The 25,847-nt window shown below is 58.0% G+C and carries 24 protein-coding genes and 1 riboswitch; of the genes, 21 read left to right on the top strand and 3 right to left on the bottom strand.

Annotation, left to right across the window (positions count from 1 at the left end; genetic code table 11):
- Nucleotides 1-126 precede the first annotated feature (126 nt).
- Together JC200_RS04755 and JC200_RS04750 are read left to right on the top strand one after the other, a co-directional pair.
- Nucleotides 127-420, top strand: a complete 294-nt coding sequence (locus JC200_RS04755) for an SHOCT domain-containing protein (protein ID WP_274435021.1) — start codon at nucleotides 127-129, stop codon at nucleotides 418-420.
- A 218-nt stretch (nucleotides 421-638) separates the two neighbouring features.
- Nucleotides 639-947: a non-heme iron oxygenase ferredoxin subunit gene (locus JC200_RS04750; protein WP_274435020.1), complete on the top strand. Its 309-nt coding sequence runs from the start codon at nucleotides 639-641 to the stop codon at nucleotides 945-947.
- Nucleotides 948-1,059: 112 nt separating this feature from the next.
- On the opposite strand, the gene JC200_RS04745 is transcribed toward JC200_RS04750, so the two are convergent.
- On the bottom strand, nucleotides 1,060-1,791 hold the full coding sequence (locus JC200_RS04745; protein ID WP_274435019.1) for a 3D domain-containing protein: 732 nt from the start codon (nucleotides 1,789-1,791) through the stop codon (nucleotides 1,060-1,062).
- Between the two features lie 121 nt (nucleotides 1,792-1,912).
- Between JC200_RS04745 and JC200_RS04740 the strand changes: the two genes are divergently transcribed.
- Entirely contained in the window at nucleotides 1,913-3,565 is a 1,653-nt protein-coding gene (locus JC200_RS04740; RefSeq protein WP_274435018.1) for a coiled-coil domain-containing protein, read from the top strand.
- A 126-nt stretch (nucleotides 3,566-3,691) separates the two neighbouring features.
- On the opposite strand, the gene JC200_RS04735 is transcribed toward JC200_RS04740, so the two are convergent.
- Nucleotides 3,692-4,552: a deoxyribonuclease IV gene (locus JC200_RS04735; RefSeq protein WP_274435017.1), complete on the bottom strand. Its 861-nt coding sequence runs from the start codon at nucleotides 4,550-4,552 to the stop codon at nucleotides 3,692-3,694.
- 80 nt (nucleotides 4,553-4,632) lie between these two features.
- On the opposite strand from JC200_RS04735, the gene JC200_RS04730 reads away from it, so the two are divergent.
- The 5 genes from JC200_RS04730 to JC200_RS04710 all read left to right on the top strand — a co-directional run bounded on the left by JC200_RS04730 (nucleotide 4,633) and on the right by JC200_RS04710 (nucleotide 13,335).
- Nucleotides 4,633-6,612: a peptidoglycan D,D-transpeptidase FtsI family protein gene (locus JC200_RS04730; RefSeq protein WP_274436468.1), complete on the top strand. Its 1,980-nt coding sequence runs from the start codon at nucleotides 4,633-4,635 to the stop codon at nucleotides 6,610-6,612.
- A 781-nt stretch (nucleotides 6,613-7,393) separates the two neighbouring features.
- Nucleotides 7,394-8,029: a TetR/AcrR family transcriptional regulator gene (locus JC200_RS04725; RefSeq protein WP_274435016.1), complete on the top strand. Its 636-nt coding sequence runs from the start codon at nucleotides 7,394-7,396 to the stop codon at nucleotides 8,027-8,029.
- Complete coding sequence (gene icmF / locus JC200_RS04720) at nucleotides 8,026-11,454, top strand: fused isobutyryl-CoA mutase/GTPase IcmF (protein WP_274435015.1); 3,429 nt, start codon at nucleotides 8,026-8,028, stop codon at nucleotides 11,452-11,454. Before JC200_RS04725 ends, icmF begins: the two co-directional genes overlap by 4 nt.
- A gap of 101 nt (nucleotides 11,455-11,555) precedes the next feature.
- Nucleotides 11,556-12,014 (top strand): hypothetical protein, encoded by a 459-nt coding sequence (locus JC200_RS04715; protein ID WP_274435014.1) that lies wholly within the window; start codon nucleotides 11,556-11,558, stop codon nucleotides 12,012-12,014.
- Between the two features lie 46 nt (nucleotides 12,015-12,060).
- Nucleotides 12,061-13,335 carry an MFS transporter gene (locus JC200_RS04710; RefSeq protein WP_274435013.1) on the top strand — a complete coding sequence of 425 codons (1,275 nt, stop codon included), beginning with the start codon at nucleotides 12,061-12,063 and terminating at the stop codon, nucleotides 13,333-13,335.
- A gap of 99 nt (nucleotides 13,336-13,434) precedes the next feature.
- Here JC200_RS04710 and JC200_RS04705 read toward each other — a convergent pair whose 3' ends face one another.
- On the bottom strand, nucleotides 13,435-13,671 hold the full coding sequence (locus JC200_RS04705; protein WP_274435012.1) for a ferredoxin family protein: 237 nt from the start codon (nucleotides 13,669-13,671) through the stop codon (nucleotides 13,435-13,437).
- A 468-nt stretch (nucleotides 13,672-14,139) separates the two neighbouring features.
- On the opposite strand from JC200_RS04705, the gene JC200_RS04700 reads away from it, so the two are divergent.
- The 13 genes from JC200_RS04700 (at nucleotide 14,140) to JC200_RS04640 (ending at nucleotide 25,845) form a co-directional block, all read left to right on the top strand.
- Nucleotides 14,140-14,364: a hypothetical protein gene (locus JC200_RS04700; protein ID WP_274435011.1), complete on the top strand. Its 225-nt coding sequence runs from the start codon at nucleotides 14,140-14,142 to the stop codon at nucleotides 14,362-14,364.
- A 110-nt stretch (nucleotides 14,365-14,474) separates the two neighbouring features.
- Nucleotides 14,475-15,764, top strand: coding sequence for an EF-P 5-aminopentanol modification-associated protein YfmF (yfmF, locus tag JC200_RS04695; protein ID WP_274435010.1), 1,290 nt, complete (start codon nucleotides 14,475-14,477; stop codon nucleotides 15,762-15,764).
- Nucleotides 15,757-17,052, top strand: coding sequence for an EF-P 5-aminopentanol modification-associated protein YfmH (yfmH, locus tag JC200_RS04690; protein ID WP_274435009.1), 1,296 nt, complete (start codon nucleotides 15,757-15,759; stop codon nucleotides 17,050-17,052). The genes yfmF and yfmH overlap by 8 nt, the downstream gene beginning before the upstream one ends.
- Nucleotides 17,053-17,091: 39 nt before the next feature.
- Nucleotides 17,092-17,844: an SDR family NAD(P)-dependent oxidoreductase gene (locus tag JC200_RS04685; RefSeq protein WP_274435008.1), complete on the top strand. Its 753-nt coding sequence runs from the start codon at nucleotides 17,092-17,094 to the stop codon at nucleotides 17,842-17,844.
- A 151-nt stretch (nucleotides 17,845-17,995) separates the two neighbouring features.
- A complete protein-coding gene (locus tag JC200_RS04680) occupies nucleotides 17,996-18,442 on the top strand; it encodes an acyl-CoA dehydrogenase family protein (protein WP_274435007.1) in 447 nt (148 codons plus the stop codon).
- 24 nt (nucleotides 18,443-18,466) lie between these two features.
- Nucleotides 18,467-19,264, top strand: coding sequence for a 1,4-dihydroxy-2-naphthoyl-CoA synthase (gene menB, locus JC200_RS04675; protein ID WP_274435006.1), 798 nt, complete (start codon nucleotides 18,467-18,469; stop codon nucleotides 19,262-19,264).
- A gap of 66 nt (nucleotides 19,265-19,330) precedes the next feature.
- Nucleotides 19,331-20,074: an SDR family NAD(P)-dependent oxidoreductase gene (locus JC200_RS04670; protein WP_274435005.1), complete on the top strand. Its 744-nt coding sequence runs from the start codon at nucleotides 19,331-19,333 to the stop codon at nucleotides 20,072-20,074.
- 71 nt (nucleotides 20,075-20,145) lie between these two features.
- Nucleotides 20,146-21,780 carry an AMP-binding protein gene (locus JC200_RS04665; protein ID WP_274436467.1) on the top strand — a complete coding sequence of 545 codons (1,635 nt, stop codon included), beginning with the start codon at nucleotides 20,146-20,148 and terminating at the stop codon, nucleotides 21,778-21,780.
- A gap of 15 nt (nucleotides 21,781-21,795) precedes the next feature.
- Nucleotides 21,796-22,554, top strand: coding sequence for an SDR family NAD(P)-dependent oxidoreductase (locus JC200_RS04660; protein WP_274435004.1), 759 nt, complete (start codon nucleotides 21,796-21,798; stop codon nucleotides 22,552-22,554).
- A 48-nt stretch (nucleotides 22,555-22,602) separates the two neighbouring features.
- A complete protein-coding gene (locus JC200_RS04655) occupies nucleotides 22,603-23,049 on the top strand; it encodes a MaoC family dehydratase N-terminal domain-containing protein (protein ID WP_274435003.1) in 447 nt (148 codons plus the stop codon).
- Between the two features lie 83 nt (nucleotides 23,050-23,132).
- Entirely contained in the window at nucleotides 23,133-23,546 is a 414-nt protein-coding gene (locus tag JC200_RS04650) for a MaoC/PaaZ C-terminal domain-containing protein (RefSeq protein ID WP_274436466.1), read from the top strand.
- 68 nt (nucleotides 23,547-23,614) lie between these two features.
- Entirely contained in the window at nucleotides 23,615-24,379 is a 765-nt protein-coding gene (locus tag JC200_RS04645) for an SDR family NAD(P)-dependent oxidoreductase (protein ID WP_274435002.1), read from the top strand.
- Between the two features lie 99 nt (nucleotides 24,380-24,478).
- Nucleotides 24,479-24,642, top strand: a riboswitch (cobalamin riboswitch).
- Between the two features lie 186 nt (nucleotides 24,643-24,828).
- Complete coding sequence (locus tag JC200_RS04640; protein WP_274435001.1) at nucleotides 24,829-25,845, top strand: FecCD family ABC transporter permease; 1,017 nt, start codon at nucleotides 24,829-24,831, stop codon at nucleotides 25,843-25,845.
- The last annotated feature ends 2 nt before the right edge of the window (nucleotides 25,846-25,847 follow it).

Here is a 25,847-nt window from a genome sequence, read left to right as displayed (position 1 = left end):
TGTTCTCTCTCTGTGACGGGTTGTTGATCAGTTCGTGACAGTTTACCCCACGGGTTTGAGACATCCCGGATCTACACTGTATTCGCAGCCAAAACTTGGCGCTACACGAACAAGGAGGAATGGTCTATGTGGTCAGGTGTTCACCCGGGTATGGGGTTCTTCCCCTTCTTCTTCTTCTTTCCTTTCGGATTTCTGCTCTTTTTAGCACTGTGCGCAATCCTTGTGAGACTGCTGTTCTTTCGGCGCGGTCGCGGGTTTGGTCAACCCGGGTGCGACGCGCCAATGCGATCTGGCTACGGGTACTCTTCGTACAACCCAGAGTCCGACCCGGAAGCGATTTTGAAGCGGCGATTAGCGAACGGCGAGGTCACAGAGGAGGAGTACACTCGCCTTCATTCGCTCTTGCGTGACAAGGAATGAAATTTAGGGTGGTCCACTAACTGAACAACGTACAAACAGAGAGGACGGTCTGGGTCATTTGGACTGTCCTCACGTCGCATTGGCGCAAGTTTCCACGCTGATGAGTGCGGCTTGAACAGCTCGAGGGTGTGACCCACGACCGTGAGCGATTGAAGTCTTGACACGCTCTGAGTACAATAACAGAATTTACAACCGTTTTTGCGAGAGGAAACCAGACTATGAATTGGGTTCGACTGGCAGCGACGAGTGAAGTAGAAGTTGGACAGGTCAAAGGATTTGTGATCGGACACAAAAAGATTGCTCTATACCACACAGTAGATGGATTTTATGCGACGTCTGATCTTTGTTCGCACTCGGGGCGACTGCTTTCGGCCGGGTCTTTAAACCAACACACGGTGATGTGCCCCGCACACGGGGGGAAGTTCAACGTGAAGTCTGGGCGGGCCACGGCATTTCCGTGCGTTGAACCTGTGAAGCCATATCCACTCGACATCCGCGGTCACGAAGTTTGGATCAAATTGTACTAATCCCGTTCGGACACACCACCGGCTCACATTCATCAGTCGTCGGACACGACTGTTTTAGAAGTTTTGCTGCGTTGCTTTTCCCCCCTATTCCGCTACACTAAAAGCTGAAGTGTTACAAGCCTGCCCCCGGTATGTGGTACCACGACGGTAGGATATACACCGGCATGTTGCGCTTGACACCGAAGTCTCGTGCGACTTGCAGGCTGTTGAAAAAGACGTCGATGTGATCGCCAATGATGGCGCCGCCAGTGTCTTGTGCAATGCGGTACCCGACACCAGGGATGTACAGTTTTGTGCCGTATGGGATGACACTTGGGTCGACGGCCACCGTGATCCCCTGAATTGCAGGCACGCCCGTCGACGTGATGTCGTAACCGGGGTCGCCGGGCCGTTTGCCTGTCGATTCGGGGCCTGCCGTGTATGCTGTCAACTCACAGTGCAGGACTTGAATGTTTGACAACCCAGCAGAGCTTTGACTTCGACTTGTCAAGGACGCTTCACCGACTAACCCGGCGAGTGATTTTCCTTGATTGGAAGGTTGCGTGCCAGGGCCTGAAGCGGCTGCTCCGTTCGCGATGTAATAGATTTTCTGACCGGCGCGAAGCTGCCGCGGGTCTTTGAGACCTACATCGGCCATCAACGACTGAACTGAAACGCCCAGCACATTCGATAGATTCCACAGCGTGTCGCCGGGGCGTACCGTGTATTCCCTAGTCTGTGTATGGGAAACAGCAACGGGTGTGCCCGCCGCAGACATGGGCTGGAAAACACCTGCTAACGCCACGATTGGTGTGGCAACCAAGGCGACAACGACAGACAGCCAAACATACGGACTCTTGTGCATGAACAGTGTTTCTCCTCTCCACTGGTTGGACTTTGCTTACCCCCGTTGTCAACAGCATGGACGGCTTTACTAGCTTTTAAACCTTTTTGAGAGAGTTGAGATGAGAGAGGAGTGGTCAAGATTGGTCTGGGTGGTGCTCATCGGCGTTGTGTTGCTCATCCTGCTCGGCATCGTCAGCTTTCTGCAACGAGCGGGAGAGTTGTCTCGACGCGTTCACAAAGCAAGAGAACTGCGTGGCGCTCTCAGTGGAACCGTGCTGCAGTTGCAGACGGAGACAGACTTTTCGGAGGCTTTCCGGGCTGGAGAAGCTGCGTCCTTGGCGAATCAAACGGCGGCAACCGTCAAGAAACTCGCTGCCGACTTCACTTCTGCCAACCGCCGTCTCGACGCGATGGGCGGGAGCGCACGGTTCGTCCCGTCGTTGACAAACATGGTGGCTGTCGCTGAAGTGATTGAAACATATGAGGATATTGAGAAACGCATGGGACCCGTGCAGCAGAGCGTGCGCCAACTGTCTGACCTGCTTGTCCGAGCGAGTGCGGAGGTGTCGGCTGTAGAGCAGTCGTGGAGCGCTGTGAAGGAAACTATAGGACGCTTGCTTGGAGGCGCGATGCCAGCGTCGTGGCCCAAACAGTGGCAAGCTGTGGACGCTCTGTTTACCCGTATTTCGGCAGAGCTGGACGATGTAAAACGGGCGGGAGACCTTGCGCAAGTGCACGGGACGGTTGTGGCTTGGGAAAGCGCTGCACTGCGCCTGCAGACGTGGCAGGACTGGCAGCAACACGGCGAGGAGCGACAAAAGATTCTCTCGCTTTGCGTGCAGAGGTTGGCGGACCAACACGGCACCGCAACCGGTACGTACCGAGACTTGCTCGATGCGGCCACGGACGTGCAGCACATCAGTGCGCTTTCCGCTGCAGAGGTAGCGGATTCGGCACTGGAGCCACTCGTTCAACGACTGCGCAGTTCACTGACGGAACGGATCAACCGGGCGACGCAGTTGTTGAACTTTCTCGCTGATCCGGCATCGCGCAGAGAGCGATTGACGCAGATGGCCGCGCGTCTGCGGGCACTGCGGGACTCGTTGCAGGCTCCGGATACACAGTCCGCGCTCGATCTCGCTGTGTTGTCGGATGCTGTGGGTGCCACCTCTACCCGCGGACAGATGCAGCAATGGTTGAAGCGCTCGTCAGAGTTGCTTGCTTCGGTGGAGCAAGCGTCAACCGCGGCAAACGACGAGATTGCGCAGGCCGACACACTGCTTCAGGCGCTGGCAGAAGGACAGGAACAAAAGCGCGCCCTCGACCTGCGCGCCGCCGCTGCGAAACGGGCGCTTGCGGAGTGGGGTGCGCGCCTCGACGCACTCGAACGGGCGGTCGCAGACGCCTTAAAGAAACTGGCGGCTGCCGACCTGGCGACACACGAAGAGTACCAAAAGTGGTCTGGCTGGCAGTCGGACGTGTTGGCACTGCGCGGTCAGGGCGCTACCCAAGACGACGCGCGGCTACGCAGCCTGGAGGCAAGGGTGGAAGCTGAGGGACGTGTTGTCGACGCGCTCGTCGCGTCGCGTCAGAGTGTCGATGAGATGCTGCAACAGCACCTCGACCAACTCGTGCGGCGGCACGGCACGGACATACCCGCGCCGTGGTCGAATCGGCGCGGGCGGGTGCAGCAACAACTCGATACAGGAGATTTGGCGGGGGCGACGTGGTCAGCGCTCGCCATGGCTGAGGCGCTGGCGGAGATGTCCCGCTACGACGGGCCGGGCTGGTGACGCCAGTGTGGTGATAGTCTCAGCTGGTCACAGCCAGCGGGTGGCGCTGGCGCAGCCGCGGGTGGACGAGCGCACATGGACAGGCGCTCGTCCAACGCTTTGCGACGCACTGCAGGCGCGCGCGGTCTACTCTGCTTCTCGCGGCGCGCGGTCGAGCAACAAGTCAATTTCCTCTCGGTATTTGCCGGCGGGTGTCTCGAGAATCTGCGGAATGCCGCGCAGTGCCTCGTGGTGAACAATCTGGTAGATCGCGTCTTTGCCCAGTGACCCTTCGCCGATATTGGCGTGGCGGTCCTTGCGCGACTCAAACGGATTTTTAGAATCGTTGATGTGGGCCACCTTCAACCGGTCGAGGCCAATCACGCGGTCAAACTGTTCAAGAAACCCGTCGAAGTCGTTCACGACGTCGTAGCCGAAGCTGTAGTTGTGGCAAGTGTCGATGCACACCGCAAGCTTGTCCGCATGCTGTACGCCACTGATGATTTCCGCAATTTGCTGCAGCGAGTTGCCAACTTTCGAGCCGTCGCCCGCCATCGTCTCGAGACACAGCCACAGCTTTTCATCGCCTGTAAGGATGTGGTTGAGGGCCTCGATGATGCGTGCGACGCCGGCTTCTTCGCCTTCTCCCACGTGACTCCCCGGGTGCATGACGATGTAGCGAAAACCGAGGTACTCAACGCGTGCGATCTCCTCAGTCAGCACATCCATTCCGTACTCCCACGTCTCCTGCTTCTGACTCGCCAAATTGACAAGGTAGGACAGGTGGACAACGGGATCAAATATCCCGTGTTCTGCCATGAGGGCGAGCGCTTCGTCGCGGTTAAACTGTTCGATTGGCCGCGCTTTACCGCCGCGGTTACTGCGAGTGTAAATCATAAACGTGTTTGCGTCGTATTCAATCGTCTCCTGGACTGCCGCCAAGAGCCCGGTTTTTGCAATGGAAACGTTAGCGCCCAAGAGAATTTCTGGTCTTGTTTGATCAGCCATTCGGATGCACCCTCCTCGAAGTCAGCATACCAGTTTTCTCTGGAGACATGCTACCGAGGGAGGAGGGGACATCTTTGCCAATGGACGATCAGCCAAAACAAGGGCGGCTCCAGGTGTTATACCTCGTCATCTTTCTCATGCTCTCGGTGCTGGTGCTACGGTTGGCGTATCTGCAGATTGTCAAAGGAGAGAGTTTTCACTCTGATGCCAGTACGACCACCTTTGCCAAACTAGCTGTGCTGCCTTCCCGTGGGCGCATCTACGATGCGCAGCATCACTTACTCGCGTACGACCAACCGTCGTTTAGTCTGGTTCTGACCCGCCTCAACTCGAAGCGTCAAAACTATGCGGCAATGGCGAGACAAATCGCCCCCTTGTTCCATACTTCCGCTGCTCACCTGGAAGACTTGATGGAACACAAAGACCCCGGCTCGACGCAAGTGCGGATCCTTCAGAACGCCACGCCGGAACAAGTCACTTATATCGTGGAACACCAGTCATCGCTGCCGGGACTGCGCATCATTGAAGACCCGAAACGCGCTTACCGCTATGGGAGTCTGGCTGGGCATGTCGTCGGCTATGTCCATCCTGTGCCTGCCAACGAGGCGAGGACGTACGTGGACAAGGGTTATCTGCTCGACGAGTGGGTGGGCCTTGACGGAGTCGAGCGCAGCTACGAGTCTGTCCTGCACGGCCATCTCGGCGAACGCGTATTGACACTGAACGGGTTCGGGGTGCCGAAGTCCGACCTCGGTCTTGACCCGCCGCCGGTCGCTGGCGACAACGTCGAGCTCACGTTGGATGGTCACCTGCAAGCGACGGCGCAGGAGATCGTCGTCGATGAGCTGCAGCACGTGAAAGCGAAATACCACTACAACCCGCGTGATGCCGAGGCTGTCCTGCTCGATGTCCGGACTGGCGGAGTTCTGTCGATGGTCAGCTATCCGTACTACAACCCATCATGGTACAACTCGGGCAAGAGCTATGAAGCGCACGCAACGTACCTCAACGGTCCGTTGACGCCGATGATTAACCATGCTCTGGAAAGTCCGCGCGCTCCAGGGTCGACGGTGAAACCAGTCAACGTCCTGGTCGGGCTGCAACACGGGGTCATCACGCCGGACACGCGCATTCACGACCACGGGTACGAAGTGGTCGGCGAGTCGAAGATGCTGGACTGGCAGCCGCGCGGGCACGGCATCGTGGGGCCGGTCGGCGCGATCGCACAGTCGTGCGACACGTTTATGTATGACATGGGCATGTGGCTCGCGCACTGGCACGACGGACCGCCTAAAGGCGAGTCGGTGGGGCGCTGGATCGTCTACGACCGCATCCGCGCCCTCAACTGGCTGTTCGACGCGGAAGCGGCGTTTGGCCTCGGACCGCTGACCGGGATCGACCTGCCTTATGAAGTGAGTGGCCGCTTGTACGACAACCTCCGTCAGTACAGCGTGGCGCACGCGAAGGAAGAGTTGAAGCGCGAAGGCTACTACTACGACAAAGGGACCCTGTACGACGTGGCAGCGGCCGCGATTGGCCAAAATCAGCAGTTCACGCCCATGCAACTCGCAGACTACGCGCTGACCTTGGCCAACCGCGGTGTGCGGTTGCGCCCGCACGTGTTGCACCGGGTAATCGCGACTGACGGCCACGTCAAGCGCACCGTAGAACGGGTGGAACTCGGGCGAGTCCCGTTTCGTGCGGACTACGTCAACCTTGTCCGCAAGGGCATGTGGGCGACGACGAACCGTCCGGGCGGCACTGCCTACCGCGCCTTCCGCGGCGCTCCCTACGAAGCCGCGGGGAAGACGGGGACTGCGCAGATTGAGCGCAATCGCGATATCTCCCTGTTCATCGGCTACGCCCCGGCCGACCACCCGCAGGTCTGCGTCGCGGTCATGGTTCCTGGCGGCGGCGAGAGCGGCGAGACTGCGGTCCCGATTGCGCGCAAGCTGTTTGACGCCTACTTTCGGGAGCACCACGAGTACTTCGCGCCAAGCGAGTGGACCGATACGGATATCCCGGACGTCTGGAAGACGGACCGCGTGTTGTTGTCGTAGGCGGCGTGGGGCGGTGGCGTGGGGCTGCCGGGCGGCTAAGTGATCGAAAGGATCACATAGGCGGTGTCGCTGGGCGGCTAAGTGACCGAAAGGATCACATAGGCGGCCGCGCCGGGCGCCTAAGTGATCGAAAGGATCACATAGGCGGCCGCGCCGGGCGGCTAAGTGATCGAAAGGATCACATAGGCGGCCGCGCCGGGCGGCTAAGTGATCGAAAGGATCGCATAGGCGGCCGCGCCGGGTGGCTAAGTGATCGAAAAGATCACATAGGCGGTGCCGCCGGGTGGCTAAGTGATCGAAAGGATCGCATAGGCGGTGCTGCTTGGCGGCTAAGTGATCGAAAGGATCACATAGGCGGCCGCGCCGGGTGGCTAAGTGATCGAAAGGATCACATAGGCGGCCGCGCCGGGCGGCTAAGTGATCGAAAGGATCACGCGCCGGGCAGCTAAGCGATCGAAAGGATCACATAGACGGTGCCGCCGGGCGCCTAAGTGATCAAAAGGATCACGCCGCCCGCCGTAGCCAGCAGCGTAACGTAAGTGTACGTTGACTCCATGCCTTACTCGGAATACACTAGAATCACAATTCTGAGCGAGCGCTCAGTCAGCGCTGGGGACTGGTAGCCTTCAGCATTGGGAGCCTTCAACGTTCGGAGCCTTCAGCACTGGTGTCCTTCAACGTTCGAAGCGAACCCTTCGGCGTTCGCATCCACGCGAACGAGCGCTCAGTCGGATCGCGAAACCCGCTCCACCCAAACGCGCCAGGTGAGGAGGCATGTCTTGTGCCCGTCGATATCCCGAGTCAGGTGAAAGATCCCGAACTTCTCCGGGCCAGACGCGCCCAAATCGTCGATGCCGCCGTCACGCTGTTTTCGGAGAAAGGGTTCCACAAGACGACGACACGCGAACTCGCTCGCGCCAGTGGACTCTCGATTGGCGCGTTGTACGAATATGTCCAGTCCAAAGAGGATGTCCTCTACTTGGTGTGTCAACACATCCACCAAGAGGTAGAGTCGGCCTTGCGCCACACTTTGTCCGAGCACGCCTCGGCTGCTGTGCGGCTGCAGAGCGCAATTGAAGGGTTCTTGTCCGTCATGGACGACATGCAAGACGACGTCCTGCTCATCTACCAAGAGAGCAAGTCGCTGCCGGGACCATTTTTGCACGAAGTCCTTGCACATGAACAGCGGATCACGGCCGTCTTCGAACACCTTTTGCAAGAGGGTGTAAAGGATGGCAGTTTTGGCCTTGTACCGACAGATCTGCCTGTCCTGGCGCACACTATCGTCGTCTCCGGGCAGATGTGGGCATTCCGGCGATGGGCGCTGAAGGAAGTTTCATTTGGGACGTTTGCGAAGGCACAAGTTGAGATGCTGATGAAGGCAGCGTGCACCACAAGCGGGAGGGGATTGGAATGAGTCAGATGGAGATCGAGCAGAAGCAGCAGGTTGAGCCCGTCGAGTCCGAACGGGGCGCAACGAAAAGGAACCATCGGACGGAGCAGGATGTGCTAAGTCAGCAGGAGCGTGATCCCTACCAGCCAGCGAACGTTGTCCGGTTTGTGACCGCATCGAGCTTGTTTGACGGTCACGATGCGTCGATCAACATCATGCGGCGTATTCTGCAGTCGTCTGGCGCAGAGGTCATTCACCTTGGGCACAATCGGTCTGTTGAAGAAGTCGTGAACGCAGCCATCCAAGAAGACGTCCAGGGCATCGCCATCAGTTCTTACCAAGGCGGCCACATGGAGTACTTCAAATACATGTACGACCTCTTGCAAGAGCGCGCTGCCGGGCATATTCGCATCTTCGGCGGCGGCGGCGGTGTGATTGTTCCAGAGGAGATCGCAGAACTCGAGCAGTACGGCATCACGAAGGTTTTCTCCCCGGACGATGGGCAGCGGCTCGGGCTGCAGGGGATGATCAACTACATGTTGCGTGTCTGCGACTTTCCGTCGGCGCGGTCGGTGCAGGCGGAACTTGCAGAGCTGCGCACGGACAACTGGCGTGCGCTGGCGAAGCTCGTGACGTTTGTCGAGCAGGCCGAGGCCACCGCGCGCGTGCCTGAGGCTCCAGCATCCGTGCAGGATATCCACGCTGTGTTGCAAGAGCGCGCAACGTCGGTGCCAGTGCTCGGGATCACGGGGACCGGCGGGGCAGGCAAGTCGTCGCTGGCGGACGAACTGGTGCGCCGCTTCCTAGACGACTTTCCCGACAAAACCGTCGCGATCTTTTCCGTTGACCCTTCGAAACAGCGCACGGGCGGAGCGCTGCTCGGCGACCGCATCCGCATGAACGCCATTGACAGTTCGCGCGTGTATATGCGCAGCTTGGCGACGCGGCAGTCGCGGTCGGAACTGTCTGGCGCAATCGACGAGGCCATCCTCATTGCGAAAGCTGCCGGGTTTGACCTCGTCATCGTCGAGACGAGCGGAATTGGCCAAGGAGACGCGCAGATTGTCGACATCGCCGATGTGTCTCTGTACGTCATGACTGCCGAGTACGGCGCTCCGTCGCAACTTGAGAAGATCGAGATGCTCGACTATGCCGACGTCGTTGCCGTCAATAAGTATGACCGCCGCGGCTCTGAGGATGCGCTGCGCTATGTCCAGAAGCAGATGCAGCGCAACCGTGGCGATTTTGCGCAATCGCCCGACGCAATGCCGGTTTACGGCACCATTGCGAGTCAGTTTCACGACCCTGGCACCAATGTGCTCTACCGCGCACTCGTCGACGTCATCAACGACAAGTTTCAGCTCGGCTGGGCGAGCCACTTGGCAACAAACGACGGCAGCCATCACAAGTCGGCTATTATTCCGGGCGAGCGGACTCACTACCTGCTTGAGGTGGTGAACACCGTTCGCGGCTACCGCAAATTCACCGAGGACCAGGTCGCGAAGGCGCGTAAGTGCTGGCAGTTGAAGGGCGTGATCGAGCAACTCAAGGCAGTGCCAGGCGACGCGAACGAGAACACGGCAAGCCTAGCGGCACATGAGACACAGTCCATGCCAGGGACTGACATGGCTGCGTCGCTGCAGGCCATGTACGACCGCCTGTGGGATGAACTGCACGTCGACGCACGGCGTATTCTCGACGGCTGGGATGAGAAGCGCGCTCGCTATGCGGCAGAAGAACTGGTGACGCGCGTGCGCGACCGCGAGATTCGCACGCCGCTTCGGACGGTCTCGCTGTCTGGCCTGTCCATCCCGAAGGTCTGTCTGCCGCGCTATCAAGATTGGGGCGAAATCTTGCACTGGTCGCTGCTTGAGAATGTGCCTGGCGAGTTCCCGTACACGGCTGGCGTGTTCCCGCTCAAGCGCACGGAGGAAGAGCCAAAGCGCCAGTTCGCCGGTGAAGGCACACCGACGCGTACCAACCATCGCTTCCACTACCTGTCGCAAGACGACCCTGCGAAGCGGCTGTCGACCGCGTTTGACAGCGTGACCTTGTACGGTGAAGACCCTGATGAGCGCCCGGACATCTACGGCAAAGTGGGCGAGAGCGGCGTCAGCATTTGCACGCTCGACGACATGAAGAAGCTGTACGCAGGGTTTGACCTCTGCGACCCGCGCACGAGCGTGTCGATGACGATTAACGGACCTGCGCCAATTCTGCTCGCGATGTACATGAACACCGCGATCGACCAACAGGTAGACGCGTTCACTCGCGAACACAACCGCACACCGAACAGCGATGAACTTGCCGCCATCCGCACTCGCACGCTGCAGACAGTGCGCGGCACCGTGCAGGCAGACATTCTCAAAGAAGACCAGGGCCAGAACACATGTATCTTCTCGACGGAATTTGCGCTGCGCATGATGGGCGATATCCAGCAGTACTTCATCGACTACAAGGTGCGTAACTACTACAGTGTCAGCATCAGTGGCTACCACATCGCCGAGGCAGGGGCGAACCCCATTTCGCAGCTCGCGTTCACGCTCGCCAACGCATTCACCTACGTCGAGTACTACTTGAGCCGTGGCATGGACGTGAATGACTTCGCGCCAAACTTGTCGTTCTTCTTCAGCAACGGGATGGACCCCGAGTACACCGTCATCGGCCGTGTTGCACGGCGTATTTGGTCGACAGCGATGAAGGCCAAGTACGGCGCCAACGAGCGCAGTCAGAAGCTCAAATACCACATCCAGACCTCCGGCCGTTCACTGCACGCCCAGGAAGTCGACTTCAACGATATCCGGACAACGCTGCAGGCGTTGCTTGCCATTTATGACAACTGCAACTCCCTGCACACCAACGCCTTCGATGAGGCAATCACGACACCGACCGAGGGCTCCGTACGGCGCGCAATGGCCATTCAGATGATTATCAACCGCGAGTTTGGTCTGATGAAGAACGAGAACCCTCTGCAAGGCGCGTTCATTGTCGAGGAACTCACGGACCTAGTGGAGCAAGCCGTGCTCGAAGAGTTCCTGCGCATCAACGATCGCGGCGGCGTCCTTGGCGCGATGGAGACGCAGTATCAGCGCAGCAAGATTCAGGAGGAGTCGCTGTATTACGAGCACCTCAAGCACTCGGGTGACCTCCCCATCATCGGGGTGAACACGTACCTGAACCCGGCGACGCTCGCTGATGACTACCAGCCCCCGAAACTCGAACTCGCTCGTGCGACGAAGGAAGAGAAAGAGGAGCAGATTGCGAACCTGCGGGCTTTCCAAAACGCGCACGCGGATGAGTCTGAGGTTGCGCTCGCGCGGCTTAAAGAAGTGGCTCGCAGCGGCGGCAACCTGTTTGCGGAACTGATGGAGACGGTTCGCGTGGCAAGCCTTGGGCAAATCACGCACGCACTGTACGAAGTCGGGGGTCAGTATCGGCGCAACATGTAGCGCATGGAATGGGCCTTCCTATGGCAAACTACCCCATGTCGGAAAACTATGTCCGGCTCCTCCCGTAGGAGCCGGCTCGCTTTCACTGGGGAGGGGTAGCGTTGCGGCTGAACGACCGACTGCACATCGGTATGGCGCTTGTCGGCATGGTGTTTTGTTTGACGACACCGCTGGCGCTCATTGTTCACGCGAACCACCGAACGCCAGCGCCCAATGCCCCGACATTTCGCGACGTGTCGGACGATGACCTGACGACCGACGGAAGTGTCGTGGTGTTGCGCGGGGACGGAGCGTGGCAACCGCCCATTGCCGTGGTCTCGCCGTACGATCACGTTGGCGCGCTTCCTTTTAACGCAATCGCGAACAGTGTCAATCAGGCCGGATTGACTCGGGCTTCAGCGCTGTACCCCTATGAACTCGTGTTTTATCGTGCAACAGGTCAACTGGACCGGACATTTTACGCAAACCCCGACGGCGTTCTGATGGACGCAACGACTAGGCTGCACTTCCAGGCCGCCCCCATCTTGCAGACTTACCTCGAGCAAATTGACAAGTCCTGAAAAAACCGAGTAGGACAGACTCATTCCTGGTTTTGGAGGTGACTTCGTGCGTAAACCGAAGGCAGCGCTCGCTCGTGAAGCGTGGTGGCTGCTCGCCATCAGTGGCTGTTTCGCGCTTTCGATTGGCCTTTCGAACACATTCGTGAATATCTACTTGTGGAAAGTGGACAAGAGTTACACGTCCATCGGTTGGTACAATGTCGCGGTGTACACGCTCATCCCCATTGCGTTTATAGTCGCGGGTGCGCTGGCAAAGCACAGGCAACCGGTACTTACTTTGCGACTTGGTGTCGCACTGCACGGTGTGTTTTACGCCCTCGTGCTCGTGGGTGGAAATGCTTTGGCCCGCCTGCCGCTGATTCCTGGCATCGTCATGGGCATCGCGGCCGGGTTTTACTGGCTGTCGTTTAATTGGTTAAGCCTGCTGTTCACGGACAAAGCGGCGCGAGACCGCTTTTACGGGCTCAATGGCGTGTTCAGCGCCGTGGCGGGAATGGCGGCGCCAACAGTTGCCGGATACGTGATCAGCCACGAGGACCGCTTTGGGGGACTGACAGGGTACCATGTGATCTTTGGCTTGTCGCTCGCTCTCTTTGCTGTCGCGACGGTCGCGAGCTTGCGCCTGCGAGCAAAGGCAATCGGGGGTCAACTGAAACTGCGGCGGGCTCTGCGAGCCGCACTGTCCGATCCGAAATGGCGCAAGACGCTCTACGGGTGCGGTGTGTACGGCTTGCGAGAAGGCGTGTTTCTGTTCTTGATTGGCCTCTTGATTTACGTCGCAACCGGGAGTGAACTCGAACTCGGAGAGTTCCTGTTGTGGCAAAACGCGCTGTCGTTTGCCTCGTTTTTCTTGGTCGGACGCTTTACAACAGACCGCAACCGGATGTGGGTAATTGGCATCGGTGCAGTGGGCATGGCGGTGACAGCCCTGGTCTTTATTTTGCCCATCACGGCGGCGTCCGTGATGTGGTACGGCAGTCTGATAGCGGTCTTTTTGCCGATGTTCATCGTGCCGTTGCAGGGGACGGTCTTTAATCAGATTGGTGCGCTTGACAGAACTGGCGAGACGTACGTCGAACAGATCATCTTACGTGAAGTCATTGAAAACGCTGGCCGGGTTGTTGGGGTTGGTGCGTTCCTTGCCGTGATTGCGTTTCGACCTGATGCGCGCGCAATCGGCTGGTTTGCGGTGGTTTTGGGCTTCGTACAACTCGGGACGTGGGGACTGCTGTTGCAGGGAGGGCGACAAGAAGTGGACGTGGACGTTAAGCAACAAGAGAGAAGCAACTGGGCGCCTCGCAGAGTCGGTAAAAGATTCTAACAAATCACGGATAAATGCGCGGGCTATCCACAGGAACACCTTCAGGACAGCCCGTAAGACGACAAGCTTGTTCTCTCCAAATTGAGGTTCGGTTCCGGCTTACTTTTGGAAGAAAGCCCGGTTCTTTTCGATAAAGGACTTCTCTTCTTCTGGGACAAAGTCCTCCATGAAAATAGCCGACACGGGGCAGACGGCCTCGCAAGCACCGCAGTCGATGCAGGAATCTGGATCGATGTAGTACTGGTCTTCTCCCTCGTGGATGCAGTCGACCGGACAGGTTTCGACGCAGTCAGCGGCCTTTTCATCGATGCAAGGCGACACAATTACGAAAGCCACGCGGAACTCCTCCTCAAACAAAGAAAATAGGTTACCAAAGACTACAAACATCATATACCACGGGCATGGGCATTTCAACAGCGGTGGTGTCCGTCCGATCAGGGATTTCGTGGCATATCCGGGTGGCTTAAACGGCACTTGTCCGCAACCGAATATATGAGAACGAATCCGCTCAAAGAGGTCAAAGTGTATTCCCTTTCTCTTTGAAATTGGCAAGTTGGCGGTTCACAGATGAGCAGGCATGCACGCTCGCTGCGCAGCGGTCATAAGATGGCCTGCATGCCCGAACCCCGCTGGCGTCTTGACGTCCGCGTTTCTATATCAAGAGGTCAGTTTGTCCCTCCTGTGAGGGCACTCTGGCCTCTTTACGCTGTAGTAGGCAGGCGGCAGAGACGGACAGACATACCGGGCATTCCCAGCCCATATGAATTGAGCAAATGGATTGACAATATGGAAAGAAGGGGTTTGATGTTTCAGTGTCCTGCCTGCGGTGAACTGCTTGAGGCTCTCACGAACGTGCATTGTCGCACACATCATCGCGCAAGTCGGACGGAACTCATTGCTCGTTATGGAACGCCCAAGTACATCATCCCAGCTGTCAACCGGGACGTTCAGCGGTGGATTCGAGACGTCCAGGTCATCAAGCGACTCGATTTTGACCTTGCACAGGCGGCCGCTCGAAATCAGCGCTGAATTTTGCCCCTGGTGACCTCGTTGATAAGGGGTACAGCTTTCGTTCATACTAGGTGCGATTGGAGACAGACCCTCCATCGATTCGTAGCTGGTCTGGAAGGAGGCCTCCCATGACCGGATTTACCAGTGTGCACGACGGTCGACTGCACGTTCACGTCTACCCGACGCACCAGTTCCAAACACAGCATCTCCAACTCAAACTGGTGGTCCCTCTCCAGTCAGAGGGGCTCACCAGTACCGCAATGCTCCCTTACCTCTGGATGGAAGGGACAGAGGCTTTTCCATCGGCACTCGCCTTGATGCAGCGCACGGATGAACTGTATGGGGTGGCCCTCCGCGCTGGAATCGCCAAGCGCGGAGACCGCCACATCGCGGAAGTGTACGCAGGCGTGCCTGGTGAGATGGCGCTGTCCATGAACGGCGTGTTCGAGGAGGCACAGCGACTTGCGTTTGACGTCGCGACGAAGCCTTACCGAGTCGACGGCGTGTTTCCGGAAAAACACGTTACCCGTGAAAAGGCTCTGCATCGGCGCCGGATCGAGAGCCTGTTTGACGACAAGATTGCCTGGGCTATGGACCGCTGTATGCAGTCGGTGTATGCCGACGGGCGGTTTGGGCTACCGCGGTTAGGTCGCCTGGACGACGTTGAAGCCGTCACCACTGAAACACTGGCGACTGCCCACGAGCGCTTGTTGTCGGAGGCACAAGCGCATTTGTATCTGGTTGGAGCCTGGTCTGATGCAGAGCGCGTGGCAGCCGATGCACTGGAGGCACTGCGGCGGGTATTGCCGAGCAGTCGCGCTGCTGAAACAGGGCCCATCAAACCGCTCGAGGTCCGGAGTGGTGAAATTCGCCGTGTCACAGACGAACAACCCGTTCGGCAAGGCAAACTGAACCTGGCGTTTCGCACTGGGACATCTCTGCCGGGGACCGACTATCCCGCTCTCATGGTCTATAACGGTATCCTCGGGGGGTTTCCACACTCGAAGTTGTTTGTCAACGTTCGCGAAAAGGCCAGCCTTGCTTATTACGCATCCAGCCGACTAGACGGCTTGACCGGGGTGCTGGCTGTGCAGACAGGGATTGAAGTGGCACAGGCTGAGCGAGCAGAGTCAATTATCCTCGAACAGGTGCAAGCCATGAAAGACGGCCGGATCGCTGAAGATGAGTTGAATTATACAAAGCGCGGCATGCGCAACCAGTACCTGCAGGCGAACGACCAGCCGATGTCGCTGGTGGATTTGCACTTCGCCGGAGTTTTGGCAGGGAAAGAGCGCGCGCTGCCTGACACGGTCGCAGCCATTGAAGCTGTCCACCTGGAGGATGTGGTGAGAGTCGCACAACAGGTTCAGCTCGACACCGTGTATTTTTTGCGCAGTGAGGTGACGAGCCATGCGTGAACATGACTATTCTCGGTTCCGGCAAAAGTTGTACACAGAGCAATTAGACAACGGGTTGACTGTATGCCTGTTGCCAAAGCCAGGATTTGAACAGGTGTTTGCCACCTTCAGCACGCACTACGGATCAATCGACAGCGTTTTTCGGCTGTCCGGCGAACCTGACTACGTATCAGTGCCTGAAGGCATTGCACACTTTCTTGAACACAAAATGTTTGAGTCTCCGCAAGGTGACGTATTCAATGACTTTGCTCGCGGCGGAGCTACGGCAAATGCCTACACGTCGTACGACCAGACCACGTACTTGTTTTCCTCGACCGAGAACGTAGACGAAAACTTGCGTGTGTTGCTGGATTTCGTGCAGGAGCCGTACTTCACCGACGCCAGCATCGAGAAAGAAAAAGGCATTATCGGGCAGGAACTGAGAATGTATGAAGATGACCCTGACCGCCGGTCCCTGTCTGAACTGCTCCAGGCAATGTACAGTGAGCACCCCGTGCGAATTGATATTGGCGGGACTGTAGAGAGTATTCAAGGCATCACCCGCGACTTGTTGATGCGCTGCTACCAAACCTTCTATCACCCTGCCAACATGTTGTTGCTTGTGGTTGGTGGATTTGACCCCGAGCACGTGCTGGACTTGGTCCGAGAGAATCAGTCTGGGAAGAGTTTCGCGCCTGCGCCGACGATTGACCGCTATTATCCGGACGAACCGGCCAAGGTGGCACGGGCGAAAGCAGAGGTTGGGCTGAGCGTCAGCCAACCACGGTGTCTGGTCGGTTGGAAGGATGCGAAAACGGGACTGAGCGGACGGGAACTCTTGCACCAGGAGTTGCTCACGGCGGTAGTGCTCGATGTGTTGTTCGGCCGCAGCAGTCCGACCTACCAAGAGTGGGTGGATGAAGGACTGATTGACCAACAATTCGGCTGGGAGTACGAAGTGACGCCGACTTACGGGTTTTCCCTGGTCGGTGGCAATACGACCTCTCCAGACACTCTCCTGGCCCGGATTAACGCAGCCTTGGACAAGGCTACTGAGGTTGGGCTCGCAGAAGCTGACTTTGAACGGTGCAGAAAAAAAACCTTGGGACGCTTCGTTGCGTCTCTGGATTCTCCGTACTACATCGCACACAGCTACAGTTCATACGCGTTTAAGGACGTGGATTTGTTCGATACTGCAGACGTCTTGGAGTCTTTGACGTTGGCCCAGGCCAATGAGCGCTTGCGCAGTCACTTCGTTACTTCGCAACAAACCGTTTCGGTCATCACTCCCATCGGCGCGCGCGCTTGACGCGTGCGCCGACTTACGTACATACAAGGAGGCACTGGCGTGGACCTCGATTTGGAAGGCAAAGTGGTGCTAGTCACAGGCGCCGCACTTGGGGTTGGCAGGCAGATGGTGAGAGCGCTCGCGGCTGAAGGCGCGCGCGTAGTGCTCCACTACTTCAACTCTGCAGATGCAGCCCAAGCATTGATGGAGGAAGTGCGCTCTTCCGTCGCAGCAGAGGTACACCTGGTGCAGGGAGACCTCGGCGACTACCAACAAGTAGAGCGCTTGCGCGACGAACTCGCGCGCATCGGAGACCTGTACGGCGTGGTCAACAACGCGGGGTTCGGTCAGTATAAGCGGCTGTACGACTATCAACCCGGCGAGTGGCACAGAGAAGTGAGCGCTTGTTACTTCAGCGTCTTACACCTGGCCTATTTGTTAGTCCCACAGATGACACATCAGGGGCGGGGGAAGTTCATCAATCTCGTCGGGGATTCAGCCCGCACCGGCGACCGCAATCTCATCATTTCCTCGTCCGCGCGGGGAGCGGCCATTAGCTTTGTCAAGTCACTTGCCCAGGAAGTCGGGCCAAAGGGTGTGCAGTGCAATACCATGTCGCTCGGCCTCGTGGACAAGCCAGACAGTCCGCTCGACCCAGAGCTAGTTCCGAAAATCACTCGGCAGTATCCTGCCGGCCGACTTGGAACGCCGCAAGACGTCGCAGATGCGATGCTGTTTTTGTTGTCGAGCCGCTCGAACTGGGTGACAGGGCAGGTTCTCGCAGTCGACGGCGGATTTACGATGCTCGGCTGAGCCACGCATGTTTCTCGTCTACCTCGCATGAACTTGAGTAGAGGGGGGAGCGGTCATCGACTTCTCATTTACGTCAAAGGGCGCCAAGGGCATCAGCGCCTTTCTCGTGCCAACAGGTCTGCCAGGTGTGCATACCGAGGTCTGTCGGGATATGGGGACCGTCCCGATTGCGCGTGGCTCGGTCGTTCTGGACAGCGTTCGCGTGCCTGCCGAGAATTTGGTCGGAGTGGAGAACCGCGGGTTTTACGAAGTGATGAACGGGTTTGACCTGAGTCGCATTTTGATTGCTCTCCAGTGCATTGGCGCTGCGTTGCAAAGCCTCGACGAGACGATAGCGTTTGTCAAAGTCAGACACACCTTAGGACACCCCTTGGCCAAGTACCAAGGGGCGTCTTTTCCCATTGTCGAGCACTACACCAAACTACAGATGGTCAGGTGGCACTGCTATCGAGCGCTGTGGCTTCGCGATTGCGGGCGGCCGCACACGATGGAGGCCGCGATGGCGAAGTGGATGGGGCCAAAGGCTGCCGTCGCCGCGCAGACCCAACAGATGGTCATTGCCCGGGAATTGTTCGGCCGCGCCTATAAACCCTGTTAAGCGCAACCGAGGAGGGGAACCGGCATGAATTTGACCGACATTCTCTACGAGAAGCAGGGCGGTGTTGCCAAAGTAACAATCAATCGGCCAAAGGCGATGAATGCGTTTCGCGGCCAGACCGTGGACGAGATGATCACGGCCTTTCGCGACGCGTGGGACGACAACGAAATCGGTGTCGTCGTCTTGACCGGTGCGGGTGACCGCGCGTTTTGTGCCGGCGGTGACCAAAAGGAGCGTGCAGCGGACGGGTACGGTGCGAAAAGTGGGCTTGGCAACGGCATTGGTATCGAGATTGAGACGCTGCACTACTACATTCGCAGCATTCCGAAGCCTGTCATCGCGGCCGTCAACGGTTACGCCATCGGCGGCGGACACGTCTTGCACGTGATCTGCGACTTGACAATCGCCTCTGACAGGGCAATCTTCGGGCAGAGTGGGCCGAAGGTGGGCAGCTACGACGTCGGCTTTGGGAGCAGCTACCTCGCGCACATTGTCGGTCACAAAAAGGCCCGTGAAATTTGGTACCTGTGCGAACAGTACAGTGCCGAAGAAGCGCGAGAGATGGGGCTTGTGAATAAAGTTGTGCCGCATGAACAGCTCATGGAGGAAGTTGACCGTTGGTGTCAGAAGATTCTAGATAAGAGTCCGACCGCCCTCAAGGTCCTGAAGCAGTCGTTTAACGCAGATGTGGCGTTCATTGAGGGCATCTCGCAACTCGGCATGGCGAGTCTAGCGATGTACTATGGCACGGAAGAAGCGCAGGAGGGCAATCGAGCCTTCCGAGCGAAGCGACCCGTTGACTTTCGGAAGTTCCGGGGGTGACGCACCTGCTCTGAGACTCAGTTCGATCACGTTGACAACTGGCAGTGCACAAGGGGAGGATGCATGATGACGGCACAAGTGGCATTTGTCACCGGGGCGGGAAGCGGAATTGGCAGAGCCATCGCGCATCAGTTAGCGCAAGCAGGGACGGTGGCTGTGGCGGACGTGCGACTTGATGCGGCGCGGGAGACGGTGACAGAAGTTGAACGCGCGGGCGGAAAGGCCATTGCCGTTCACTGTGACGTGACCGACCTCGCAAGTGTGGAACGGGCGCGCGATGAGGTGCTTGCAGCGTGCGGGTTCGTAAACGTCCTCGTCAACAATGCGGGCTGGGACAAGGTCGAGCCTTTTCTCGACAGCTCGCCTGATACCTGGGACCGCATTCTGCGGATCAACCTGCTTGGTCCGATGCACACGTGCAAAGTTCTGCTGCCAACCCTGATTGAGCATGGGAGCGGTCGCGTCGTCAACATTGCCTCTGATGCGGGTCGTGTCGGTTCAACCGGGGAAGCGGTATACTCCGCGGCGAAAGGAGGCGTGATTGCCTTCACGAAGACGTTGGCTCGAGAACTAGCGCGTTACCACATCAACGTCAACTGCGTTGCGCCAGGACCTGCAGACACGCCGCTGTTTGCGGAGATTGGGTCGTATAACCCCGGCATCAAGAGTGCCCTTGAGAAGGCGATTCCACTGCGGCGCCTTGGACGGCCGGAGGACATCGCAGGGGCAGTCGCGTATTTTGTCTCCAAAGAGGCGAGCTATGTCACGGGCCAGACGCTGTCAGTGAGTGGTGGTTTAACCATGGTATAGACAATTCTAGCTGTGGTTGCGCTACAATGAGGACGATGTAATTTAGAGAAGCACGAGGGGTGAGGTTGCCGGTGAAGCTTCAAACCATACTCACAGATTCGTATAAGGCGCGGTACATGAACGACTGGCCGCACCGAACCATTGTGTCTGTGCTGAAACAGCGAGCCAAGGAGATTCCAGACAAGGTTGCCATCATAGACCGTAATTCCTCTTACACCTATCGGGAATTTGAAGAAGTCGTAGACCGCGTCGCACTTGCTTTGCAGGCCTACGGAGTGGGAGCGGGCGATGTCGTCTCCTTCCAACTGCCGAACTGGAACGAATTCCTCATCTTACATTTTGCGACGACGCGCATTGGCGCCATTAGCAACCCGCTCATTCCGATCTATCGAGATCGCGAAATTTCATATATGGTCAGAGAGGCGGAGTCAAAGGTTCTTGTCATTCCCGATGTCTTTCGCGGTTTCGACTACACGGAGATGATTAGCCGCCTGCGGCCAAACTGGCCAGCGCTCCAGCATGTATTTGTGATTGGTGAGCACGTTCCTGAAGGCTTTGAGGCATTCTCAAAACTTACGGACGAGCCATGGGAGACGCGTGGCAGTATAACAGCGCTGGACGACATCGTGCTTGACCCGAACGACGTCACGGAAATTGTCTTCACGTCCGGAACTACGGGTATGCCCAAAGGTGTCATGCATACACACAACACGCTTGGCACGACCAACGATATCATGGTGGAACGCCTTGGCTTGACATCTGACGACGTCATCTTCATGGCCTCGACGTTTGCGCACCAGACCGGATTTTTGTACGGCGTACGGATGCCAATTGAACTCGGCGCTACAGCCATTTTTCAGGACGTGTGGAATCCACATCGCCTTGTCGACCACATTGAACAGGACAAAGTTACCTTCACGATGGCAGCAACGCCATTTCTGTACGACCTTGTGCAGCTTGAAGGGCTCAAGGACCGTGACTTGAGTTCGCTGAAATACTTTGTTTCGGCCGGAGCGCCCATCCCGCGCCCGCTGGTGCGCGAAGCGTACGAGAAGCTGCCCTGCCGAATCCTGTCCGGATGGGGCCAGTCTGAGAACGGTCTCGTCACTGTCACCATGCCAGGAGATTCGATCGACAAGCTGACTAGCACTGACGGGTGTCCACTGGGGCATCTCAAGGTCAAGACTGTTGATGAATCTCAGGCACTGGTTGCCCCGGATACGGAAGGAGATTTGTGGGTGGCTGGGGCAACGGTGTTTGTTGGCTATTTGAAAAACCACGAGTACACCGTCTCTCAGTTCGTCGACGAGTGGTTTATCACGGGTGACCGCGCAACGATTGACTCCGATGGGTACGTCCGCATCACCGGCCGGCAAAAGGATACCATCATCCGTGGCGGTGAAAACGTGCCGGTCTCCTACATAGAAAACCTCCTGCATGAGCACCCGGATGTGGCAGTCGCACAATTGGTGGCGATGCCGGACGCGCGTCTGCAGGAACGCGCTTGCGCGTTCGTCAGCATGAAACCAGGACGCGAGCCGCTGACGATGGCCTCGATGACCGCCTTTCTCAACCAGAAAGGCGTGACCCGGCAATACTGGCCGGAACGCATCGAAATTGTCGAGGAGTTCCCGCGCACCGCGAGCGGCAAGGTACAGAAGTTCCGCTTGCGTGAACTCATCGCTGCAAAGTTGCAAACCGATTGATTGGAGGTATCGGCTGTGAGACTTGCAGGTAAAGTCGCCGTTGTCACGGGCGGGGGAAGCGGTATTGGCCGCGCCTGTGCGCGAGAGTTCGCCCGTGAAGGGGCGAAGGTTGTCGTCGGGGACATCAACCATGAGACGGGTCAGGAAGTCGTTTCAGACATCACGGCGGGTGGCGGCAACGCGCTGTTTCACCCTGTAAACACTGCCGACTACGGGCAGGTCGAGGCGTTGGTGCAAACCGCCGTGGACCATTACGGAAGGCTCGACGTGATGTTCAACAACGCTGGCGTCGGCGGCTTGCAGGTGAGCGTGCTGGAGATGCCGATTGAAGAGTACCACCGTGTGGTGGCAGTTGATCAACACGGTGTGTTCTACGGGATTCGAGCAGCAGGCCGAGCAATGAAAGAGACGGGCGGCGGCGTCATCATCAACACCGCGTCGGTCTACGGTTTCATCGCAGACCGCAGACAGTTCCCGTACCACGCGAGCAAAGGCGCAGTTGTCATGATGACGAAGGCGGCGGCGCTGGAACTCGCCCCGTACGGAATTCGCGTGGTCGCGATTGCGCCAGGTCTGATCGACACGCACATCGTCGACGGCTGGCGCGACAATCCTGCCATCTGGGACGCTGCTCAGAAGGCACAGATGCGCCGTCGTATGGGGACGCCTGAGGAGGTGGCGAAATTCGTCACCTTCCTCGCCAGCGACGATGCCTCATTCCTCAACGGACACGAGTTCTTCGTCGACGACGGCGCCGCGTCATTCAAGCGTTGAGGTTCGTCTTGACGGCACTGGACAGAGAATGTGACAGGAGAGTGAGTCATGGCTGCCGCTGACAGGTTTCGCCCGTTTGTCGGGCGTAGCTCCACGCCGGTAAAAAACGAAGTCGAGAAAGGGGCCATCCGGAAGTTCGCTGAGGCCATCGGTGATCCAAATCCGCTCTACCGCGACGAACAGTATGCTGCCGGGACGCGTTATGGGCGCATCGTCGCACCGCCGACGTTCAGCAGGTCTTTCGACTTTGGTGACATTCCTGAGTTCGAACTGCCATTTGCAGGTCTCATCCACGGTTCGCAGGAGTTCAGCTACAAAAAGCCGATTTGCGCTGGCGATGTGGTGTACTGCAGCAACAAACTCGTCGATGTGTTTGAAAAATCGGGATCGCTTGGCACGATGGTGTTCCTTGTGTTTGAGCAGACAGTTGCCGACGAAGCTGGGGAGCACTTGCTTGTGCAGAAGTCGACGGTCATTTATCGACCACAGGCGTAGGCATCGCATTTGCACTTCTGTAACGTCGTTTGCTGCTTGAGCACCAACCGGTCGGTTTGGCCGGAGGAGGGAGTGTGGAACGAATGGAACGTTATCAGCCGGGTCAAGCGCTCGGCCCGCTGGTCAAGCCGCCAGTCACCAAGACGCAGCTCGTGATGTACTCGGGCGCATCAGGGGACTTTAACCCCATTCATACAGTGGACGAGTTTGCGCAGCAGGCGGGGCTTGGCGGCGTTATCGCGCACGGTATGTTGACAATGGCGTTTGTCGGCCAGATGCTGTCGGAGATTGTCGGTGTGGAAGGGGACTTGTTGACGTTTGGGATTAGATTCACGGGTATGGTCCGCCCGGGGGATGTTGTCACCTGCGCAGGTACAGTGAAAGCGGTTGAGGATGTAGATGGGCAGCAGGTGGTGCGCGCCGATGTGTGGGGGATGACGCAAAAGCAAGAGCGCGTCGTTGCGGGTCATGCAGAGTTTGCTGTAGCTCTTCGCTGACGTCGGCGAGGTGGGGCACCAAGGAGTATCGTAATGTCGTAAATTAACTGAAGAGAGGATGCCTACATATGGGGCGTTTAGAGAACCGAGTTGCAATGGTGACAGGAGCTGCGCGTGGCATTGGGGCTGCTACCGCGCGCAAGCTTGCGCAGGACGGCGCAAAGGTCGCCGTGATTGACCTACAAGAGGAGTTCACGCGCGACACCGTGGCGTCGATTGAGGCGGAAGGCGGCAAGGCCATCGGCATCGGCTGCAACGTGGCTGTCGCCAGCGAAGTGGATGCGGCGGTCGAACGGATTGTCCAAGCCTACGGCCGACTCGATATTCTGGTCAACAACGCTGGGTTAATCAGGGACAACCTGCTGTTCAAGATGACAGAAGACGACTGGGATACGGTTCTGAACGTGCATTTGAAAGGGAGCTTTTTGTGTGCGAAGGCAGCGCAAAGAGTGATGGTGGAACAGAAGTACGGGAAAATTGTCAACACGAGCAGCACCTCAGCGCTCGGCAACCGTGGACAAGCGAACTACTCTGCTGCCAAAGCTGGATTGCAGGGCTTTACGAAAACCCTGGCGATTGAACTCGGCCAGTTCAACATTAACGTCAACGCAGTTGCACCGGGTTTTATTGACACGGAGATGACCAAGCAGACGGCAGAGCGCATGGGACTGAACCCGGAGCAATTCAAACAGGCGGTGGCCGCTCGCGTCGCTCTGCGCCGCGTCGGCAAACCGGAAGACGTCGCGAACGTTATCGCGTTCCTCGTGAGCGAGGATGCGAGCTACGTGTCTGGTCAGGTGATCTACATCCACGGTGGCGGGAACGCGATTTGACGTTCCTCCGTCAGCGTTCGAGTCCCGCTGACCTCAGCACAATGTGACCGGGACTCGGGCGCGCGTTGACAGGTGCCGGGCCCTGCTCTATGATCGCAATGAAAACTTAACCCATCAGGTGCCCGGAGGACTTGAGCCTCGGGAGAATAGGGAAACCGGTGTGAGTCCGGTGCGGTCCCGCCACTGTAATCAGCCCACCTTCACATCTAGCGTGGAGGCCATGGACTGTGAGCCAGGAGACCTGCCTGATAGGAGCAGCAGCCGACCTTCGAGGAAAGGTTATGGATCTGTATGGGAACGTACATACGGAACTCCAGCCACCCTGTCGTCGACAGGGTTTTTCTTTTGACAAGGGACGCTGAAATGTGGATTCACGACCACGTAGAAGCGAGCTGTTGCCTCGTGTGCAAGGCAGACACGCAGCAGGCAGCCACGAAGGAGGCGTCCCGATGAGACGAATGTCGCCCGCCCGCACGATGACGTGGCTTGGCTTGCTCTTTGTTGCGGCGGCCTTGGCCGAAGTGGCCGTCGGCCCGATGTCCATCAGCCCCGGCCAAGCCGTTGTGCAGCTGTGGGCGTATTTTCACGGCGGGCGCAGTGCCGACGCAGTCGTCATGGGCGCAATTCGCTTGCCTCGGATGGTCGCAGGTGCTGTTGTAGGGGCAGGACTGGCGTCGACCGGAGCCGCGCTGCAGGCAGTGTTTCGCAACCCAATGGCCGATCCCGGCATTATTGGCGTCGCGAGCGGAGGCTCCCTTGGCGCTGTCGCGGTGATCCAAAGCGGGCTGGCCGCAGCGGGTTTCTGGTGGACGCCGCTTGGCGCGTTTGCCGCGGGCTTGGTGGCGGTCTTCCTGATTTACCGCATCGCGACCGTCCGTGGCCGTACCGCCATCTACTCGCTGTTACTAGCGGGCGTCGCGGTCAGTTCCTTTTGCAGCGCCATGGTCAGCCTCATCATGTCGCTCACCCCGCTGCAGACGATGCAGCAGATGCTGTTCTGGTTGATGGGGGGACTCGACGGGATTACTTGGGCAAGCGTTCTGATGGTCGGCGGGGTGTTCGCGGGAGGATTTGTCGCCTACTTCCTGCTTGCCGATGGTCTGGATATTCTGTCGCTCGGAGAGGAGCACGCGGAGGCGGTCGGTGTCCACTTGCAGCGGGTCAAGCAGGTGACTTTTGTGGCGGCGGCTTTCGTGGTTGGCGCCTGCGTCAGCGTAAGTGGCGTGATTGCGTTCGTCGGTCTAATCGTTCCACACGTGATGCGCCTTGTCATTGGTCCCCGCCACCGGCTGCTGCTGCCGGCATCTGCGATTGGCGGTGCGGTGCTCGTTCTTTTCTCTGACTTGGTGGCGCGGATGGTGCTGTTGCCGCGTGAACTGAACGTCGGAATTGTCACAGCGAGCCTGGGCGCTCCGTTTTTTCTATACTTGTTGCGCAGTCGCGACACTGCATATGGGAGGCGCTGAGG

Source organism: Alicyclobacillus sp. ALC3 (genome assembly GCF_028751195.1).
Lineage (GTDB): Bacteria > Bacillota > Bacilli > Alicyclobacillales > Alicyclobacillaceae > Alicyclobacillus_L.
Note: the sequence above shows the minus strand (reverse complement) of the source record. Positions and strands in the feature narration are given on the sequence as shown.

Coding starts and splice junctions, on each gene's coding strand:
- JC200_RS04755 (WP_274435021.1), top strand. CDS start 127: ATGTGGTCAGGTGTTCACCCGGGTATGGGGTTCTTCCCCTTCTTCTTC.
- JC200_RS04750 (WP_274435020.1), top strand. CDS start 639: ATGAATTGGGTTCGACTGGCAGCGACGAGTGAAGTAGAAGTTGGACAG.
- JC200_RS04745 (WP_274435019.1), bottom strand. CDS start 1,791: ATGCACAAGAGTCCGTATGTTTGGCTGTCTGTCGTTGTCGCCTTGGTT.
- JC200_RS04735 (WP_274435017.1), bottom strand. CDS start 4,552: ATGGCTGATCAAACAAGACCAGAAATTCTCTTGGGCGCTAACGTTTCC.
- JC200_RS04730 (WP_274436468.1), top strand. CDS start 4,633: ATGGACGATCAGCCAAAACAAGGGCGGCTCCAGGTGTTATACCTCGTC.
- icmF (WP_274435015.1), top strand. CDS start 8,026: ATGAGTCAGATGGAGATCGAGCAGAAGCAGCAGGTTGAGCCCGTCGAG.
- JC200_RS04700 (WP_274435011.1), top strand. CDS start 14,140: ATGTTTCAGTGTCCTGCCTGCGGTGAACTGCTTGAGGCTCTCACGAAC.
- yfmF (WP_274435010.1), top strand. CDS start 14,475: ATGACCGGATTTACCAGTGTGCACGACGGTCGACTGCACGTTCACGTC.
- yfmH (WP_274435009.1), top strand. CDS start 15,757: ATGCGTGAACATGACTATTCTCGGTTCCGGCAAAAGTTGTACACAGAG.
- JC200_RS04680 (WP_274435007.1), top strand. CDS start 17,996: ATGGGGACCGTCCCGATTGCGCGTGGCTCGGTCGTTCTGGACAGCGTT.
- menB (WP_274435006.1), top strand. CDS start 18,467: ATGAATTTGACCGACATTCTCTACGAGAAGCAGGGCGGTGTTGCCAAA.
- JC200_RS04670 (WP_274435005.1), top strand. CDS start 19,331: ATGACGGCACAAGTGGCATTTGTCACCGGGGCGGGAAGCGGAATTGGC.
- JC200_RS04655 (WP_274435003.1), top strand. CDS start 22,603: ATGGCTGCCGCTGACAGGTTTCGCCCGTTTGTCGGGCGTAGCTCCACG.
- JC200_RS04650 (WP_274436466.1), top strand. CDS start 23,133: ATGGAACGTTATCAGCCGGGTCAAGCGCTCGGCCCGCTGGTCAAGCCG.
- JC200_RS04645 (WP_274435002.1), top strand. CDS start 23,615: ATGGGGCGTTTAGAGAACCGAGTTGCAATGGTGACAGGAGCTGCGCGT.
- JC200_RS04640 (WP_274435001.1), top strand. CDS start 24,829: ATGAGACGAATGTCGCCCGCCCGCACGATGACGTGGCTTGGCTTGCTC.